Origin of the sequence: Nonomuraea sp. NPDC047529 (genome assembly GCF_040642995.1) — a bacterium.
GTDB lineage: Bacteria > Actinomycetota > Actinomycetes > Streptosporangiales > Streptosporangiaceae > Nonomuraea.
Map to the genome: position 1 here is coordinate 101,758 of NZ_JBEYTJ010000021.1, position 20,212 is coordinate 121,969.

1 protein-coding gene is annotated in these 20,212 nt (G+C 74.4%); it reads right to left on the reverse strand.

Annotation, left to right across the window (positions count from 1 at the left end; all coding sequences use genetic code 11):
- Positions 1 to 4 precede the first annotated feature (4 nt).
- The gene (locus tag ABZ815_RS29790; RefSeq protein ID WP_357703649.1) at positions 5 to 20,209 is read right to left on the reverse strand and encodes an SDR family NAD(P)-dependent oxidoreductase; all 20,205 of its coding nucleotides are present in this window, start codon (positions 20,207 to 20,209) and stop codon (positions 5 to 7) included.
- Positions 20,210 to 20,212 lie beyond the last annotated feature (3 nt).

Genomic DNA, 20,212 nt, shown 5'->3' on the forward strand with positions numbered 1-20,212 from the left:
GTCGTCAATTCGTTTCATCATGGAACTCGCAGATCAGCCGGTTGACGTGGTCGGGGCTGGTGAGCTGGGGGAAGTGACCCGCGTCGGGGATCTCCTCGTAGCGGGAGTCGGGGATCATGGCGTGCAGCAGGTGCGCGGTCTTGGCCGGGATGACGGTGTCGTACCGGCCCTGGACGATCAGCGTGCGGGCCCGGATCTCGGCCAGCCGGTCGCCCAGGTCCGGGCGTTCGGCGAACACGTCCAGGTAGCGCAGGCCCACCTGCGGGGCCATGCTCTCCGCGCGCAGCAGCAGCCGCATCAGGCCGGCGCGCCGCTTGCGCAGCCGCTTCGATCCGCTGCCCTCGACGACCCGGTCGAAGTCCTGGGTGGCCACCACCTCCAGCTTGTCGATGTCGCCGACCCGGTTGCCGATGCGGCAGGAGCTGCCGATCAGGATCAGCGACTCGGTGTCGTCCGGGTGGTCGAGCGCGTACGTCAGGGCCACCAGTCCGCCGAACGACGCCCCGGCCACGTGCGCGGGGCCGCCCGCCACGTCGTGGCAGAGCCGGGCCAGGCCGCCGAGCGACAGGTCGGCGGCGGCGGTGGTCGCGCCGACGCCCGGATGGTGCACGGACGTCACCCGGTAGCGGTGGGCCAAGCCCTTGAACTGGGCGGCGTAGACGCCGGCGCCGATGTTGAACGGGTGCATGAGCAGCAGCGGCGGTCCCGAGCCTGCGCTGAACAGTTCGACGTCGCCGTCCGGGGTGGTGAGGATCTCGTGTTCGACGTCGGGGTTGTGCTCGCGCAGGATCGCCAGGTTGGGGTTGCCGGCGTCGCTGCGGCGGGCTCCGGGTTTGCCGCGGGTTCCCCGGGGGTTGTCGGCCGCTTCGGGGGTGGTGGGGGCCAGGAGGGTGGAGAGGCGGGCGGCGGCGTCCTTGGCGTCCTCGACGCTCAGGCCGACCGGCACCGCCAGGCGCACCACGCCCTCGCGGCCGAAGTGCGGAGCGCCCCTGATGCCCGTCTCCCGGAAGATCCGTACGTGGTCGGCGTCCTTGAGCAGCACGCAGTGACCGCCGGGCGGGCCCTCCAGCGGAACGCCCGCCTCCGACAGGCCCTGCCGCAGCGCCGCGACCGCGTCCCCCCGGGCGCGTACCTGCTCGGCCACCGTCTCGCGGTCCTCCAGCGCGGCCGCGATGATCCGGCGGTTGGCCAGGCCGACGTCCCTGCCCCAGGTCTCCAGCCGTTCGGCGACCCGCTCGCGCAGCGCGTCGTCGCGGGTGGCGAGCAGGCCGCCGAACGGCACCCCGAAGTCCTTGGACAGGCTGATCGTGGCGCTGTCGGCCAGTTCGAGGATCTCGCGGACGACCTCCCACACGTCCCGGCCGTCCGCGACCGCCACGGCGTTGTCCACCACGCGGGCGCCGTCGACCACCAGCGGGACGCCGTGCCGGGCCGCGGCCTCCTTGACCGCGCGCAGGTTCGCCAGGGACGTCGGCGCGCCGCCGGCCGCGTTGTTCCCGACCTCCACGCAGACGAACGACACCGGCTCGTCCCCGGCCAGCTCCGCCCGCAACGCCTCGACGTCGACCTCCGGGCCGCCGGGGAGCTCGACCGGCTTGAAGCCGTGGTCGGCCAGGTTCAGGAACCACGTCGGGAACAGGCCGTTGTGCAGCACGCGTCCCGGCCGGCCCGGCCACGACCGGCACAGCAGCGCCTCGGCCGCCCGGCCGGAGCCCGTCGGGACGATGCAGGGGAACGGCAGGCCCGTGATCTCCGGGTCCGGGCGGGCGGCCGACCGGTCCGTCAGCCGTCGCAGCCGTTCGGCGATCCAGGGGGCGTCCAGCTCGGCCCAGGAGTCGGTGATCAGGTCGGTGGTGACGTGGTGGGCGGGGACGCGGGCCGGCTCGCCGCCGTACCGGGCCAGCAGCTCGACCCGGGCGGGCTCGGCATCGGCGGGCTCTTCGTTCGCAGACCCTTTGTCGGTGGGTTCGTTGTCGGTGGGGGTTGTGTCGGTGGCGGGGCGGAGGTCGGGGTCGGCGATCATGAGGATGATCTCCGACACCGGCGTGCGGTCCTCCTCTTCCGGCTGGCACAGGTAGATGGGGACGTTCACCGGCCGGAACTTGTTCTTGAACTGGAAGTTCCCCTCGCCGAATATCCCCGCCGACCGCAGCTCGTCCAGCGCCTGCCGCACGTCCGGGGCGGCGTTGGCCGACTCCTCCGTCTCCACGCCGAAGCTGGCGCCGAAGCTGAACATCGAGCATCCCTCGTCCACGAGCTGCTCGATGATCTGCACGATCGCGAACTCCAGCCCGCCGAGCGGCATGCCCTTGGGGTAGAACTCGACGTCCAGCAGGTAGCCGTTCTCCGACGGGATCTTCGTGATGACGACCGCGTTGGCCACCTCGTCGTCCAGGTAGGTGACGAAAACCCGGTGCCTGCGGTCCAGGCGGCCCTCCTCGATCTCCCGCCGGACGACCGACACGTACGGGTTGACCATCTGCTTGCGTCCGGCCCACTCGTCCACCAGCCCGGCCAGCCTGCGGTCCATCGCGGGGTCCTCGCCCGAGCGGTACTCGGCCGTCCGGCACTCGCCCGCCTTGCAGAAACGCCGGACCATGTACCGCAGGCGTTCCATCCGCCCGCCCTTCAGCGTGAAGGACCCCAGGTCCTCCAGCCGCTGCACGGCCCCGAACGGCGTCGCGCTGTACGGCTCCCCGCCCACCTCGCGCACCGGCAGGAGGGACAGGAAGTTGGGCCGCAGGCCGCGCGCCTTCGCGTAGGCGGTGTACTCCTCGACCAGCTCGTGGAAGTACTCCTCGGAACCGGCGTAGCTCCAGGCCAGCAGGTTGCCGGCGTTCTCGGAGACGTGCAGGTAGCCCTTCCTGGCCGAGCCGATGAAGGCCAGGGGCGCGATGTCACGTCCGGCCAGGCCGCCTTCCTTGGCGTGCCGGCGGTCGATGTCGGCCACCAGGGCGCGCAGGTCCGGGTGCCGGTGCAGGTCCCGCTTCAGCAGCACGGCCGGCTCGCCGTCGCGTGCCCGCGTCTCGTGCGTGGCGAGCCCGTCCTGCTCCTGCGGGGGGTGCACGGACTCGACGCCGCGCTCGTCGTGCAGGTGCGCGGCCAGGTCGGCGAGCGTGGGATGGTCGAACAGGAGGGTCTTGCGCAACGCGCCGACCTGCTTCTCCAGGACGCTCACCACGCGCAGCATCTCGAAGGAGGTGAGGCCGTTGTCGGCGAAGCTGCGGCGGGGGTCGAGCGCGCGCTCGGTGATCGCGCCCACCAGCTCCGCGAGCCGGCCCTCCAGGTCGGACGCCTCCTGTCGCGCGGGTTCCGGGGGCTTCCGCCGCGTGGATTCCGGGGCCTTGCGTCGCGCGGGGTCGGGGGCCGGTTTCCTGGTGGGCTTCGGGGCGGGGTCGGGTTCTCGGGTCGGGGTGGGGGCGGTGGATTCGGTGATGGCTGATTCCACGGCGCGGGCGAGCCGGTCCACCGTGTCGTACTCGTACAGCTCGGCTGCCTGGAGGTCGAGGGAGAAGGCGGTGTTGATCGCCTTGACCAGTTCCATCCGGAAGATGGAGTCGAGCCCCAGCTCCTCGAAGGGGGTGTCCACGTCCACGCCGTCGGGGTCGGCGTCCAGGATCGTGGAGAGCCGCTCGCGCAACATCTCCTCGACCCCGGCGGGCCCTCCGGCGGGCGCGGCCGGCGTCTCGTCCGGCCGCGTGGCCTCCGTACGCGCGGCGGGGGCGGGCGCGTCCGGCGTCCTGCCGCCCTTGGCGGCGCGCAGGCGCACCTTCCCGTCGCTGGTCCGCCGCACGGCCCCGCCGTTCTGAGCGACGGGCGGCGCGGCCGGCCCGACGGTCCCGGCGTCCTGGACGGCGGGCGACTCGGGGGCGGTGAACCAGTGCTCGACGCGGGCGAAGGGCGGGCCGGGCAGCGAGACCCGCACCGGGCGCGGGCCCTGCCACAGCCCCTGCCAGTCCACCTCGCTGCCGGAGACCCACGCCTCGGCCAGGTCCTCCGGCCCGGTCCCCCACGGCGCCGGGGCGTCCCTGCGGGCGGTGCCCCTATGCACGCCCGCCGGCTCGCCGCTCAGCGCCCGGACCGCCTGCTCTCGATCCGTGACCACCACGGCCAGCCGTTCGGCCAGGTGGCGGCGTCCGTTCTGCAGGGTCCAGGCGATGCGGTCGAGGCCGATCTCCGGATGTTCCCGGATGTGACGGGCGACGTCCCGCGCGTACTCCTCCAGGGCTTCGCGGCGGCCCGCCGACAGGACCAGCACCCGCGGCTCCCCCGCCGTCTCCGCCGGGATCGGCTGCCGGTACGCCTCCAGCACCACGTGCGCGTTCGTGCCGCCGAAGCCGAACGAGCTCACCCCGGCCACCCGGTCCGCCCCGTCCCACGGCGTGAGCCGCGTGTTGATGGTGAACGGGCTCCCCTCCAGCCGCACGTACGGGTTGGGCCGCTCGTAGTGGATCGACGGCGGCAGGGCCCCGTGGCGCATGCAGAGCAGCACCTTGAGCAGCCCCGCGATGCCGGCCGCCGCCTCCAGATGGCCGATGTTGGTCTTCACGGTGGCCAGGGCGACGTGCGGGACGTCCGGCGCGGGCCGCCCCCGGTCGGCGTACAGGCGGGCGAACGCCTTCTTCATGCCCTCGATCTCGATCGGGTCGCCGAGCCTGGTGCCGGTGCCGTGCGCCTCGATGTAGGTGACGCGGGAGGGGTCGACGTCCGCCTTGCGGTAGGCGTCGACCAGCACGCGCGCCTGCGCCTCGGGGTTGGGCGCGGTGAGCGAGCTGGCCCGCCCCCCGTGGTTGACCGCGCTGCCCCTGATCACGGCGAGGATCTGGTCGCCGTCCTCCAGCGCCGTCTTCAGCGGCTTGAGCAGGACGGCTCCGCAGCCCTCGCCCCGGCCGTAGCCGTCGGCGCGCTCGTCGAACGTCTTGCAGACGCCGTCCTCGCTGATCATGCCGGACTTGGCGAACGCGATGTAGAGCCCCGGGCTCAGCGTCAGGTTGACGCCGCCGGCGATGGCCGCGTCGCACTCGCCGCCCTCGATGGCGCGGACCGCGTGGTGCAGGGCGACGAGGGAGCTGGAGCAGGCGGTGTCGACCGCCTCGCTCGGGCCGCGCAGGTCCAGCAGGTGGGAGACGCGGTTGGCCAGGATGCAGTCGGCCACGCCGCTGGCCGTGTGGGCCTCGACCGGCACGCCGTACTCGCGCAGCAGGTCGTCGTAGTCGCACGCGGACACGCCCGCGAACAGGCCCGTCCTGGTGCCGGCCAGGTCGGCGGGGCGGTGGCCGGCGTCCTCGACGGCCCGCCAGACGGTCTGGAGGAACAGCCGCTGCTGCGGGTCCATCATCGCCGCCTCCTTGGGCGAGATGCCGAACAGCGCGGCGTCGAAGGAGCGGACGTCGTCGAGGAAGCCGGCGCGGACGTTCGCCGTCTCGGGGTTCTCGCGCAGCTCGCGCCGGTCGTCGGGGACCGGGCGGGTGAGGTCGTGGCCCTCGGCGAGGTGACGCCAGAAGTCGTCCAGGTCGGTGGAGCCGGGGAACAGGCCCGCCATGCCGACGATCGCGATCCCGCCCGTCACGGCCCTCTCCGTCGCGGTGCTGTCTGTCGCGGCCCTCTCTGTCACGGTGCTGTCCGTCGTGGCCGGGGAGGTCCCGGCGCCGGGGGGTGGGGGCGTGGTCACGGTCTCCGGCGCCGGGCCTGGCTCGGCGTCCTCCTGCCGCCCGGCAGGGGCGGCGGGAGGTTCTTCGGCTGGCTTCTCTGGAGGGCTGGGTGAGGCGTGGGCGGCGGCGAGCTCGGCCGGGTGCTCGGCGAGCAGGTGCTCGCAGAACGTGGCCAGGTCGGTCGCCTCGAAGAGCACGGTCGGCAGCAGGTCCAGCTTGTACCGTTCGTTCACCTGGTCCACCAGCTCGGCCATGGAGATCGAGTCGAACCCCATGTCCATCAGCTCGGCGTCGAGGTCCACGTGCTCCTCGCCCACCATCAGGAATCCGGCCGCCGCGCGGCGCAGCTCCGCCCGGACCGCCTCGGTCAGATCGTCGTCGGGCCCGGTCGTCTCCGGCGCGGACATGGGCTCACTCATCTCCATAACCTCGGATTCGGGGGTCGCGGGCGGCTGGGAGCGTTCGGGGGCGGGCTCGGAGGGGCCTTCGACGACGGCGAAGCTCGTCTCGGCCCCGGCCAGCCCTCTGGCGAAGGCGGTCAGACCGGCGGCGGTGCTCATCGGGACGCTGCCCCAGCGGCGTGCGAACAGCCGGCGGGTGGCGTCGTCCACCTTCATGCCGCCCTCCTCCCACAGCGGCCAGCCGACGGCGAGCGTCCTGCCGTGCCCGAGCCGCTCGCGCAGCTCGGCGAAGTGGTTGAGGAAGGCGTTGGCGTAGGCGTAGTCGATCTGCCCGATGTTGCCGGTCTCGGCCGCCACCGACGAGAACAGCGCCAGGAAGTCCGGCGGCTGCCCGCGCAGGGCCTCGTCGAGCAGGACGGTGCCGAGGATCTTGGGTCCCAGTACGGCCCGCGTGTCCTCGGGACGTTTGCGCACGGCCCGCGCGTCCAGGTGGATGCCGGCGGCGTGGATGACGCCGTGGAAGGGGCCGTACCGGTCGCACAGGTCGCGCAGGTCGGCGGCCGAGCACACGTCGGCGCGCACGTAGACGGCGGGCAGCCCGGCGATCCGGCGCGCGATGTCGTCGCCGGGGCCGGACCGGCCGGTCAGGACCAGCTTCGCCGCCCCGCGCTCGGCGAGGAAACGGGCGAACGCCAGCCCGATGGCCCCGGCGCCGCCGATGATCAGGTACGTGCCGTCCGGCCGGACGTCCAGCCCGGGTGGAGGCGGCTCGTACGGTTCCATGCCCTTCAGCAGGCGGGCGCCGTCGCGGTAGGCGACCTCGGAGACCCGCTGCTCGGGGGCGGTTCCGGCGGCGGGCGCGCGCAGCTCGGCCGCGACCTGCGCCGGGGTGGCGCCGGTGACGCACACGCCGCTGAATCCGGTGTGCTCCAGGGCCAGCGTTCTCAGGGCGGCGGCCAGGGCGGTGTGGTGAGGCTCGCCGGCCTGGACGGACACCACGACCCGGAGCGGACCGCCGTCTCGCAGGACGGCTGTGGACGTCCGGAGCAGGGCCTCGAAGGCGGCGGTCCCGGGGAACGGGTCGGACGGGGCGATCACGATCGCGTCCGGGGCCCGGCCCAGGTCACCGACCGAACGTCCGCCCCTTGCGGCGTCCGTCGGAGATGCGTCGCCGGGGTGGAGCCGGAGGCCGCCGAGTGCTTCGGCGAGCCGGTCGTCCTCGGTGAGCACTACGAGCGCTTCTGGTTCCCGGGTTCCTTCGGGGAGGGGGGCGGGCGTCCAGAGGGGCCGCAGGTAGGTGCAACGCCCGTCAGCGGCTCCCGCCTCGCTCGGGGAGCCCTCTCCAGAGCCCGGCTTGGGAGCGGGACCGGCGGCCGGCGCGGACGTCAGCCCAGAGACGGGCTCGGGAGCCGGCGCGGCGGCCACCCCGGAGCCAGGCTCGGGGGTCGGCTCAGGGGTCCGAGCGGAGGTCGCCGTGGACAGGCCGGGGGTGGGGGTTTGGTCGGAGGTGGGGGTTTGGGTGGGGGTGGAGGGGAGCCAGTAGGGGCGGTGGTCGAAGGGGTAGGGCGGGAGGGTTACGCGGCGCGGGTGGGGGGCGGGCCATTTGCTGCCCCAGTTCACCCGGGCGCCCGCGACCCACCCCGCCCCGAGCCCCTCCGCGCCGTCCTCCGGCGGAGGCTGGTCGGCGCCGGTCTCCGCCGTCCCCACGAGGACGCCGTCCGCCTCGCCGTCGTCGGCGAAGGAACGCAGCCGGGCGGCGAGCTCGTCCAGGGTGGCGGCCCGGACGGCGAGCCGTTCGGGCAGCTCGGCCCGGCCCACCTGGGTGGTGTAGGCCAGCTCCGCCAGCCCGGCCCGCCCGCTCGCCGCGACGTCGGCGACCCGGCCGGCCATGGCGCGGAGCTGGTCGCGGGTACGGGCCGACAGCAGGATCACCTGCTCGGCGGCGTCGGCGGGCTCGGACGGCGTCCCGGCGGTGGGCACGTACTCCTCCAGGACCACGTGCACGTTGGCCCCTCCGGCGCCGAACGAGCTGACCCCCGCGCGGCGCGGGAACGTCTCGCCGTCGAGGACGGGCCGCCGCCAGTCGGTCAGCCGGTCCGGCGGCCGGAAGGGGGACGCCGAGAAGTCGATCTTCGAGTTGGGCGTCTCCAGGTTCGCGCAGGGAGCCACCTTGCCGTGCTGGAACTGCAGCAGCACCTTCGTCAGCCCGGCGATGCCCGCCGCGCCCTCCAGGTGCCCGATGTTGGCCTTGACGGAGCCGACCAGCCGGTCCACGCCGTCCCCATCCCCGCTCCCGGCCTCGTTCCGGGGAACGTGGGAGGTGAAGGCTCTGGTCAGGCTGGCGATCTCGATGGGGTCGCCGAGGGCGGTGCCGGTGCCGTGCGCCTCGACGTAGGAGATGGTCCGAGGGTCCAGCCCCGCCCGCCGGACCGCCTCGGAGACCAGGTCGGCCTGCGCGCTCGGATTGGGCACGGTGTATCCGGCGGTCTTGCCCCCGGCGTTGGCGAAGGCGCCCTTGATGACGCCGTAGATCCGGTCGCCGTCCGCCTCGGCGTCGGCCAGGGGCTTGAGCAGCACCGCCCCGACGCCCTCCCCCGGTACGAACCCGTCCGCCGCCTCGTCGAACACCTTGCAGGCGCCGTCGGCGGCGAGCATGTTCAGCGAGCAGAGCGCGACGAAGTGGGCGGGGTGCAGGATCAGGTTGACGCCGCCCGCGATGGCCTGCGCGCACTCGCCGCGCCGCAGGCTCTCGCAGGCGAGCTGGAGGGCGGTCAGCGACGACGAGCAGGCCGAGTCGACGGCGAGGCTCGGCCCGCGCAGGTCGAAGAAGTACGACACCCGGTTGGCGATCGACCAGTACGCCGAGTGCGCCCCCGCGTACCTGCCGTCCGGCCAGCCCTCGGCCGCCGCCATGCGCCCGTAGGAGCCGTACATGGTGCCGACGAAGACGCCGGTGCTCGGCTGCCTGGTGTGCTCGCTCAGGTAGCCGGCGTCTTCGAGCAGGGTCCAGGCGGTCTCCAGGAACAGGCGTTCCTGCGGGTCGGTGATCTCGGCGTCGCGCGGCAGGATGCCGAAGAACGGCGCGTCGAACTGCTCCACGCCCTCGATGAAGCCGCCCCACTTGCTGTAGGTGCGCTGCTTGCGTCCGCGTTTGGGGTCGTACAGGGCGTCCAGGTCGAAGCGGTCCGCCTCGGTGATGCAGTTCGCGCCCTTCGCGAGGTTGCTCCAGAAGGCGTCCAGATCGGGGGAGGCCGGGTAGCGGCCGGTCATCGCGACCACGGCGATGTCGAGGGCCTGCGTGGCGGGCTCGCGTCGCGTCGCGGCCCGCGCCGGCTCCTCCCGCGCGGGCTGGTCTCCCAGGGCCGCGCGCAGGCGCTCGCCGTGCTCGCCCTCCAGGTACGCGGCCAGCTCCTCGATCGTCAGGTTCTCGAACAGGAGCGTGGACGGCAGCGGCCCGAGGTCCTGCTCGAACCGGTGGATGACGTTCTGGCTCACCAGCGAGTCGATGCCGAAGGTCTCGAACGTGGCGCGCTCGTCCAGGTCGGTGGTGCCGTACTTGAGCACCTCGGCGAACACCCGCTTGACGTAGTCGCGCGCGCCGGTGGCGGCGGCGGTGGTGGACGCCGTCTCGCCCACCAGGACGCACTGGTCGAGCTCCTCGACGGGCGTGCCGGGGATGCCGAGGGTGCGGGCGGGGGTGAGACCGGCCTCCCTGAACGCCCGCTGCCACTGGACCGCGCCGAGCAGCGGGCTGTGCGGCAGGCGCAGTTCCTCGTCCGTGAAGCGCCACCATCCCGGGGTCAGCCCGAACGTGAGGGTCAGGAAGTCGGCCGCCCTGGTCACCTCGTTGACCAGCAGCCGGCCGCCGGGACGCAGCAGCGAGGCGGCGTTGCGCAGCGTCCGGCCGACGTCGGCGGTGGCGTGCAGGACGTTCGTGGCCAGTACGACGTCGTAGGCCCCGGTCTCGAAGCCCTGCCCGGCCGGGTCGCGTTCCACGTCGAGGAGGGCGAGGACGAGGTCCGGGCGGCGTCCGGCGAACTCGCGCTCGCCGTGGCGCAGGAAACCAGCCGAGATGTCGGTGTAGGTGTACTCGACGTCCTGGCCTTCGAGGGCGTCCAGGACGAAACCGGTGCTGGCTCCCGTACCGGCCCCGATCTCCAGGACGCGGCGGGGGCCGCCGCGGGCGGCCTCCTCGGCGAGCAGGCGGTTGAAGTGGTCCGAGACCGCCTGCCCCTTGTAGACCTGCTCGACCAGGCTCATCGAGCCGCCGGGGAACAGCACCTCCATGGGGTCGCGCTCGCCCGCCAGCACGCCGGGCAGCGCCTCGACGCAGGCGGTCAGCAGCTTGACGTGCGGCTCCAGGTCGGGGAACCGGGCCAGCACCTCCTCCGGCGACGCCTCCCGCGCGGGCCGGTCCAGCAGGTCGAGGACGGCGGCACGCAGCCGCCGGCGGTCCTCGCGCACGTTCCCGACGGCTCTGACCCGGTCGGCCGACCGGCGCAGCAGCCCGCGGGCCAGCTCGTCCAGCTCGGCGAACGCCGTCCGCGCCCGCTCCAGCTCCCCTCCACCGCCGGTCCGGGCGTGCTCGGGGGCGAGGTCCGGGGTGCGGACGCCGATGTGGGCCAGTCCCTTCGCGTCCGCCTTGACGACGAGCGCCTGCCGCGCGCCCGACCTCAGGACGGACTCCAGCGCCGCCATGCCCTCCCCGGGCTCGATCGAGCCGATGCCCAGCTCGGCGAACCGGCCGTCGTAGCCGCCTCCGGAGACCGCGCCGACGCTCCCCCAGTAGCCCCAGTTGATCACGCTCACGGGCCGGTCGCGCAGGCTCAGCGCGTAGGCGTCCTCGAACGTGCCCGCGGCCGCGTAGTTCGCCTGCCCGCCCACCTCGACGAACGAGGCCGCGGACGAGAAGTAGGCCAGGAAGTCGAGCGGCAGGCCCGCCAGCGCCTCAGCGAAGACGGCGGCACCGGCGACCTTGGGCGAGAGCACCTGGGTGAACGCGTCGTCGTCCATGTTGGCGAGCGTCATGTCGCGCAGCACCAGAGCGGCGTGGAAGGCGCCGTGGAGCTCGCCGAACCGCTCCCGCGCGACCTCGACGGCCCCGCCGAACGCGGTCCGGTCGGCCACGTCGGCCCGCAGGTACACGGCCCGCCCGCCGAGCGACTCGATCTCGGCGAGCTGGTCGCGGATCTCCGGAGTGATTGCCCGCCGTCCGACCAGCGCCAGCCGTGCTCCCACGGTGGCGGCCAGATGCCTGCTCAAGGTGCGTCCGAGCCCGCCGGTCCCGCCCACGATCAGGTACGCCCCGCCGTCCCGGTACGGCCCGTCGCCCTCGGCGGGCAGGGGCAAAGGTTCCAGGGTGCGGACGTGGCGGTGGCCGTCGCGGAGGGCGACCAGCTCGTCGGCGCAGCTCTCGGCGCGTACCAGGCGGGCGAGGTCGGCGGGCGGCCATGGCCCGGTGCCGACGTCGATGGTGGCGACCGTCCAGTGCGGGTGCTCGGCGGCCAGAGCCCTGGTCAGGCCGATCACGCCGGCCGCGTGCGGGACGATCTCCTCGTCCCCGGCCCGCACGGCTCCGGCGACGACCACCTTCACCGTGGGCGTCCACCCGCCCCGGCCTCGCTCGGAGAGCCGCTTGACCAGGCGGAACACGTCGTGGGTGGTGGGGTCGTCGGCGGGCGGGCCGTCCGGGCCGGTCAGGGCGAGGACGTACACCGTGTCGTACCGTCCCTCCGGCGGGGCGGGCGGGGCCAGCGGCGCCAGGCGGCCGTCCTCGTGCTCGTCCAGCAGGGCACGGGCCAGCGGTTCGGCGGCCGGGGTGTGCAGGACGAGCGCCCGTCCGCCACCGGCCTCCTCGGAGGCGACGGCGGGTCGCGTCCTGTGCCAGACCGGGGCGAAGGTCATGCCCTCCGCCGACGGACGAGCCGGTCGGGCCGGTCGGGTCCGCAGGACGACCCCGCGGAACTCCGCCCTGACCTGCCCTTCGGCGTCGGCGAGGCGGACCGTGTAGCCGTCCCGGCCCTCGTCGGTGACGTGGGCGTAGGAGGGGCCGGTGATCGGGCCGTCCAGCTCGGCCGACTCCACGCTGAACGGCATCGCGGGCTCACCGTCCTCGGGACGCAGCGCCGCGACGGTCTGGAGGGCGCCGTCCAGGAGCGCCTCCCAGCGGGCGCCGTCGCGCAGCACGCCGAGCGCCTCGCCGTCGCCGACGCGGACCTCGCGCAGCACCCGGAACCCGGGCCCGTAGTGCAGCCCGGCACGGTCGAAGGCGCGGTAGAGGTCGTCGGCCGGACGACTGTCCGCGCAGCGCGCCCCGATCGCCGCGACGTCCAGCGGGCGCAGTGCGCCGTCGCCGGTCCGCAGGGTGCCGCGCGCGTGCCCGTCCAGCTCGAAGCCGCCGTCGTCGTGGACGACCACGTCCAGGGGACGGGCCTCGCGCACCTCGAACGGGCGCAGCCACCGTACCCGCTCGAACCGCACCGGACCGGACAGCCCGCCGCGCTCGGCGGCGATCGTCAGGAAGGCCACGCCGGGCAGCACGGGGGTGTCGCCGATCCGGTGGTCGGCGACCAGCAGGTCGTCGGGGCGGATCCGCGTGTCTCCGGTGGGCGGGGTCGGGTGGCCGTCGCGGCCCACCCAGTGGCGCCGGTCGTCCGCGAACGGGTGGCCGGGCAGCGGCACCCGCCGTCCGCCCGCCGTCAGGTCTTCCCAGTCGTCCCAGGAGAGGTCGTCGCCGCCGGTGTACCGCGCGGCGAGGCGTCCCGCCTCGCCGGATGCCGGGCGGGCGCCGTCGCGCAACTGGCCGCGCAGGTCCGCGAGATCCCCGGCGACGTACGCGCACCGGGCCCCCGCCAGGTGCGGCCGGCCCACGGCGAGCGTACGGGCGACGTCGCGCACGTCCAGCTCCGGGTGGGCGTCGAGGTGGCCGGCCAGGCCGGTGCGCAGCCGCGCCAAGGTGCTCTCGTCCGGGGCCGACAGGGGCACGACGACGTCCTCGCGCCCGCCGGCACGCGGTTCGCGGGAGGGCGCCTCGGCGACCACGACGTGGCAGTTCGTCCCGCTGAAGCCGAAGCTGCTCACGGCCGCCACCCGCTCGCGCGAGCCGCCGGCCGTCCAGGGCGACAGCTCGGTGACCACTTCGAGCGCGCCGTCCGCGAAGTCGATCTTCGGGTTGGCCCGGGTGAACCCCGGTGACGGCGGCAGTTGCCGGTGCCGCAACGCCAGCAGCGTCTTGAGCAGCCCGCCGATCCCGGCCGCCATGGTGGTGTGGCCCACGTTCGCCTTGAGCGACCCGATGCGGCACGGGCGCTCCCGGTCCGCGCCGAACACCTTCGCCAGCGCCTTGACCTCGATCGGGTCGCCCAGCTCCGTCCCGGTGCCGTGCGTCTCGACATAGTCGACCGCGCCGGGGCCGATCCCGGCCCGCCGGTGCACCTCGGTGAGCAGTTCGGCCTGGGAGGAGGCGCTGGGGGCGGTGATGCCGTTGCTCGCGCCGTCGCCGTTGACGCCGCTGGCCCGGATGACGCCGTGGACGTGGTCGCCGTCCGCCAGCGCCCGGTCCAGGCGCTTCAGCACGACCACGCCGACGCCCTCGCCCAGCACGATGCCGTCGGCCGACTCGTCGAAGGGCGCGCACGTCCCGGTGGGCGAGAGCATCCCGGCCTTGCTGCACCAGATGTGCATCCTCGGGGTGTTCATCACCGCCACCCCACCCGCGATCGCCGCCTCGCACTCGCCGCGCCGGATGCTCTCGCAGGCCAGGTGCACGGCCACCAGCGAGGACGAGCACGCGGTGTCCACGGCCATGGTCGGCCCGCCGAAGTCCAGCAGGTACGCGATCCGCGCGGGCAGCACCGACGAGGCGTTGCCGAGGAAGGCGTGCCCGGTGTCGTCGCGGCCGGCCGCCGCGAGCAGGCTCGCGTAGTCGCCGGCGCCGCAGCCGACGAAGCAGCCCCACGGTCTGCGGCCGGACCTGCCCGCGTAACCGGCGTCCTCCAGGGCGTGCCACGCCTCCTGGAGGAACAGCCGCTGCTGCGGGTCCATCGTCTCGGCCTCCAGCGGCGAGATGTTGAAGAAGCCCGCGTCGAAGGCGTCGACATCGGTCAGCATGGCGGCCCATTTGCTGTACGTCCGGCCGGGCGCCATGCGGTCGGCGTCGTACACCCGCGAGACGTCGAACCGCTCGGGCGGGACCTCGCGGATACTGCACCGGCCGTCCGCCAGGTTCCGCCAGAACGCCTGGAGGTCGGGCGCGTCGGGGTAGCGTCCGGCCATGCCGATGACGGCGATGTCCTCCTCGCGGGCGGCGGGCTTCTCGGGCTTCCCGGGCTTCTCGGTGGGCCGCACCGCCTCCAGGGTGATCGTGCCGGTGCGCTCGGGGGGCTTTTCCGCCACGGGTTCCGGCTTCGCGCGGTCGCCGTCGAGCGAGGGCAGCCGGACCCGTCCCGCCTGGTCCGGGGTGGGTTGCTCGGGGACGAGAGGGCGCTCCTGCGGGGTCTCCTGTTCGGGGGCCGGACGCGGTGGGGGCACGGTGAGGCGGTCGGCGGCCACGGCGTCCCGGACGGCCTCCACCAGCGCGGGGACGGTCGGATGGTCGTAGACGGCGACGGAGTCGAGGTCCAGCCCGAAGCTGCGGTTCAGGTCCCGGACGATCTCCACGGCCCCGATCGAGTCCAGCCCCATCTCGCTGAAGCTCAGCGAGTCGTCCACCTCGTGGGCCTGGAGGTAGAGGTGGCTCATGAGGGTGCCCTCGATGACCCGCCGCACCTCCCCCGGCTCGGGCCCGCCCTTGGGGGCCGCCGGGTCGGCAGGCGTGGCCGGGTCGGCAGGCGTGGCCGGGTCGGCGACTGCGGCCTTGGGGGGCTCCGGGGTGGCGGCTGCGGCCTTGGGGGGCGCCGGTTCGGCGGGGGTGGTCGGTTCGGTGGGTGCGGCCTCGGGGGTGGCGGCCTTCGAGGGGGTGCCCTTGAAGGTGTCCACCTTGGCGAAGTAGTCGTCGACCCGGGCCAGCGACTCCTGCCCGAGCACGCGCTCGTGCATCCCCGACTCCCCCGCGATGACGCCGGGCAGCCGGTCGAGCACCCGTCCGGCCAGCTCGGACTTGAGCGCCCGCAGGGCGGGCAGCGGCAGCGCGGCGATCGAGCGGGCGTGCCTGAGCGCCGCCTTCAGCACGGCGGCCTGCGGCAGGACGGTCACCCCCGCCCCCCGCCGGGCCAGCTCCTCACCCGTGACGGAACGGCCGGTGTAGAGCATCTCGTGCGCCGCCGACCGGCCGAGCCGCTCTTCGAGGATGTACGTCGCGCCCATCCCCGGCGTGAAGCCGAACTTCATGAAGTTGGCGCTGTAGACCCCTTCGGCCGCCATGACGACGAGGTCGGCGAACAGCCCGAAGGCCAGCCCGCCGCCCGACGCGTGCCCCTGGACGGCGGCGATGACCGGCCGGTCGCACCGCAGCAGGCCCTCGTACAGGAAGGGCACGTCCGTGAAGCGACCCTGGCCGCCGGCGAGCGTGCGCAGCGCCTCCGGGGTGGCGCCCATGCTGAAGACGTTGCCGCTGCCGGTGAGCACGACCGCCTTGACGTCCTCGCGCCGGGCGATCTCGGCGAACGCGGCCTGGAGGTCGTCGATGAGCTCCCGGGTGAACATGGACGCCCCGGACCCCATCACCACCAGCGCCACCCCTTCGGGCAGCACCTCGAACCGCACCCCTTCCCCGTCCGGCACGAGCTCCACGGCCTCCTCCTCCGGCATGTCCACGGCGAGCGGTCCGACGGGCGTGATGGCGGGAGTGTCCAGCGAGGGCGAGGTGGCGGGCGCTTCCACAGCGGGTGTGGCGCCCAGGGGCGCGGCAGGCGTGGTGGAGCGTTGCCAGCGGCCGAGCCAGCAGCTCTCCTCCTGGAACGGGTAGACCGGCGCAGGCATCAGCCGCCCGCCGTCGTGGCACTCGCGCCACGGCACCTCGGCTCCCGAGGCCCAGGCCGCCGCCACCTCCTCCAGCCGTCCGGCCCGGAACAGCCGGACGCAGTCGTCCGCCGACGGCGTCCCGTCCCCGCCGCCGGTCGGGGAGCCGGTCGAGGAGCCGGTGAAGGAGCCTGGGCCGGGGGTCTCGCCTCGCGCGTACGCCTCCAGCCCGGCCCGCAGCCCGGCCAGGTCGTCCACGACGAGCGCCAGCCGCTCCGCCATGCCGGTACGTCCGACCTGCGAGGTGTAGGCGAGGTCGGCCAGGTCCGTTCCAGGGTCGGCCAGGTCGGCGACGGTGTCGTCCAGCGAGACCCCGTGCCCGAGCTGGATCAGCGCGGCCGGGTCGAGGCCGAGGTCGCCCAGCGAGTCGGCCGGGTCGAGCTGGTCGGCGGGGATGCCGAGCAGCGCGGCCACCCGTTCCGCACCGCCCGGGGACCGTCCCTCCGACGGGAACCCCGGAGAATCGGCCTCCGCCAGGAAGCCGGCCCAGGCGCGGGCGTAGTCGCGCAGCGCCTCCGGCGTACGGGCGGAGAGCACGAACACGCAGGGCCCGCCCGCGCCCGGCCCGGGGGCGGGCTCCGGGGCCTCCTCGACCAGGACGTGCGCGTTCGTGCCGCCCGCGCCGAACGCGCTGACCCCGGCCCGCCGGGGCGTGCCGGCGGCGCGGGGCCAGGGTTCCAGCGCGCGCTGCACGTGGAAGGGCGTGGCGTCGAAGTCGATCTTCGGGTTCAGCTCCTCCGCGTGCAGGGACGGCACCAGCCGCCCGTGCCGGAGCTGGAGCAGCACCTTGGTGAGCCCGGCGATCCCGGCGGCGCCCTCCAGGTGGCCGATGTTGGACTTGACCGAGCCGATCGCGCAGTCCGCGTCCTGCGGCAGGGCCTGGCGCATGCCCTCGACCTCGATCGGGTCGCCGAGCGAGGTGCCGGTGCCGTGCGCCTCGATGTAGCCGATGCTCGCCGGGTCCCAGCCGGACCTGCGGATCGCCGTGCCGATGAGCGCGGCCTGCGAGCGCGGGCTCGGGACCGTGGCGCCGCTCGTCCTGCCGGTGTGGTTGACGGCGGTGGCGGCGATGACGCCGTAGATGTGGTCGCCGTCCGCCCTGGCCCGCGAGAGCGGCCTGAGCAGGACGGCCCCGACGCCCTCGCCGGGGACGTACCCGCTGCCGCCGGCGCCGAAGGCGCGGCACCGGCCGTCCTCCGACAGCCAGTGTCCCTGGGCGAGCTGCAGGTACTTCTGCGGATGGACGGTCGCGTTCACGCCGCCGGCCAGGGCGAGGTCGCACTCGCCGCGCCGCAGGCTCTCGACGGCCAGGTGCACGGCGGTCAGCGAGGAGGAGCAGGCGGTGTCCAGCGCGATGCTCGGGCCGTGGAGGTCGAGGGTGTAGGAGACGCGGTTGGCGATGGAGGCGTGCATGGCCGTGGGGGCGACGCCGCCCTCCCCGCCCTCGACGAGCTGGTAGTGGTTCCACATGACGCCCGCGAACACGCCGACGCTGTGCGCCGACAGCGACTCCGGCGGGTGGCCGGCGTCCTCCAGGGCGTGCCAGCAGGTCTGGAGGAACAGCCGTTCCTGCGGGTCCATGCGTTCGGCGTCGCGGCGGGAGATGCCGAAGAAGGCGGGGTCGAAGCGGTCGACGCCGTCGAGGAAGCCGCCCCATTTGCCGTACGTCCTGCCTCGGGCGCCCTTCTCGGGGTCGTAGATCTCGTCGTGGTTCCAGCGGCCGTCCGGGATCTCCTCGATGCAGTCGCGTCCCTCGGCCAGGTTGCGCCAGAAGGTGCGCAGGTCGGGGGCCTGGGGGTAGCGCCCGGCCAGCCCGACCACCGCGATGGGCTCCTCGACGCGTGCCTCCCGCTCCTCGGTGTACGCCACGGAAGACGCAGGCCGGGGGGCCGGTCGCGGTGGCGCGGCGGGCAGCAGGTCCGGGATGCGGCCGGGGTCGCCGTGCAGCACCGTCAGGACGTCCCCGGTCCCGCTCAGGGCGCGGTCGAGCACGTCGAGGGCGGCCTCGGTGGGCAGCGGGACCATCCCGGTGGCCGTACGGGAGCGCTCGACCGTCTCCGGCCCGACCCGCATCCCACCCTCGGCCCAGTACGGCCACGCGACCGCCAGCGTCCGGCCCGGCCGGTCCCCCCGGGCCGCCCGCCGGCGCGCGAACTCCTCCAGGTACGCGTTGGCGAACGCGTAGTCGGCCTGCCCCGGGTTGGCCAGGGACGCCGACACCGACGAGAACACCACGAAGCAGTCCAGGTCGTCGTCCTTGGTGGCGGCGTCCAGGTGGCGGGCGCTGAGGGCTTTGGCCGCCACCACGGCCTCGATATCGGCGGCCCGCTTGCCCGGGTAGAGCCCGTCGCGGTTGACCCCCGCGCAGTGGAAGACGCCGTCGATGCGGCCGTGGCGCTCCCGGACCGTGGCGAGGGCGCGTTCGACCTGATCCGGGTCGGTCAGGTCGGCGGAGATCTCCGCGTTCCTGCTGACGGGCACGGCCCTGGCCTGGTGGCGGCGTTCCAGGTGCTCGGCGAGGACGCGGCCGATCCCGCCCGTCCCGCCGGCGATCACGTACACGCCGCCCTTCCTGACGGGGACGGCTCCGCCGCCCTCGGAGGGCTCGGCCGGGAGCCAGCGGCGCACCAGGCGTTCGCCCCGCCGGTAGCGGATCTCGGGCTCGGCGGAGGCGTCCCGCAGCGGGTCGGCCTGGGCTGAGGTGGGGGCGGCGGCGGGGTCCAGGCGGATGCTGCGGCAGCGGATCAGCGGGGTCTCGGCGGTGATCGTCCGGGCCAGCGCGCCGACGGCCTCGTGGGCGGGGTCGTCGCCGGTGTGCGCGTACGTGAGGGTGACCGGTCGCTCCGGCTTCGCGTCGAGGACGGCCTTCGCGGTCTCCCAGACGGCCAGGCACGGGTCGGCGGGCTCTCCGGGCGTGGCCCGGATGAGGAGGTGCCGGGAGCCGTCGTACCGGGCGCCGGGGGTGATCTCGCGGTACTCGCCGGGGTCGTCGCCGTCCTGCGGCAGCGGCACCCAGACGTCGCGGAAGCACAACGTCTCGCCCGGCCCCGACGCCGGCTCCGGCGATGGCTCCGGCGATGGCTCCGGCTGTTCCAGGGTGAGGTCGTAGGCGGAGGAGAGGTGGGCGGCGAGGCTGTCGATGTCGCCGTACTCGAAGAGCAGCGTCGGGTAGAGCCGCCGCCCGACGATCTTCTCCAGCCGCTCGCCGATGTCCACGAGCGTGACCGAGTCCAGGCCGAGGTCGTAGAAGCCGGTGCCGGTGGGCACGTCGCCGGGCGAGCGGCCGAGCGGCCCGGCCACGAGCTCGCGCAGGCGTCCGACCAGGTCGCCGGAGCCGTTGTGGCCGGTGGCGGGCGGCTCCGGACGTCCGGGGTCGCCGAGCAGCCGCTCGATCAGCCGGGGCGACCTGATGCGCTTGCACGACAGCCCGCCGAACCCGGCGACGAAGTGTCCCCGCTCGTCATAGAGGCCGAAGTCGTTGGTGATCACGTCGCCGGACGGCGCGATGGTCTCCGGACTCGGCGCGTACACGTGGAAGGCCGCGTCGAGCCGCCGGGGCGCGCGGAACTCGGCGATGTAGACGGGGATGAACGGCTCCTGCCCCGACGCCTGGGTCTGGCCCAGCCCGGCGAGCGTGGCCGCGTCCAGGCGGGCGGGGTGCAGGTGGAAGCCTTCGTGGCCGGGGGCGGGCGACTCCTGCCGCAGCTCGGCGAGCAGGTAGCCGTCGCCGTGGTGCAGCCGGCCGGTGCACTTCATGAGCTCGCCGTGGCTGATGTCCTCGGCCCTGGCGCGGGCGTACAGGTCCTCCATGTCGCCCTGCCGCCGCGCGCCCCGGCGGAGGGCGTCCAGGTCGATCGGGGCGGGCGCGGGGGTGCTCGGCGTGCCCACCTTGCCGGTGAGGTTGCGCCGCCAGTCGGACAGCGGCTGCCCGTCCCTGCTCCAGCGGCTCTCCGCCCGCACGTCCTCGCCCTCGACGGTGACGCGGATCTCGCGGTCGGCCTCCGGCTTGGTGACGATCGCCTCGGTGAACAGCACCTCGCGCAGGACGATCTCACCGGGGTCGCGCCCGGTCGCCATCAGCGTGCGGAACACGAGATCGAGGAACGTCACCCCGGGCATCACGGAGACGTCGTGCACCCGGTGGTTCCGCATGATGAAGTCGGTGTGCTTCAGCGTGGTGTGACACTCGATCGCGGGCATGGA

What these genes read in the sequence shown, in the direction of transcription:
- ABZ815_RS29790 (WP_357703649.1), bottom strand. Translation starts at nt 20,209, where the DNA reads ATGCCCGCGATCGAGTGTCACACCACGCTGAAGCACACCGACTTCATC.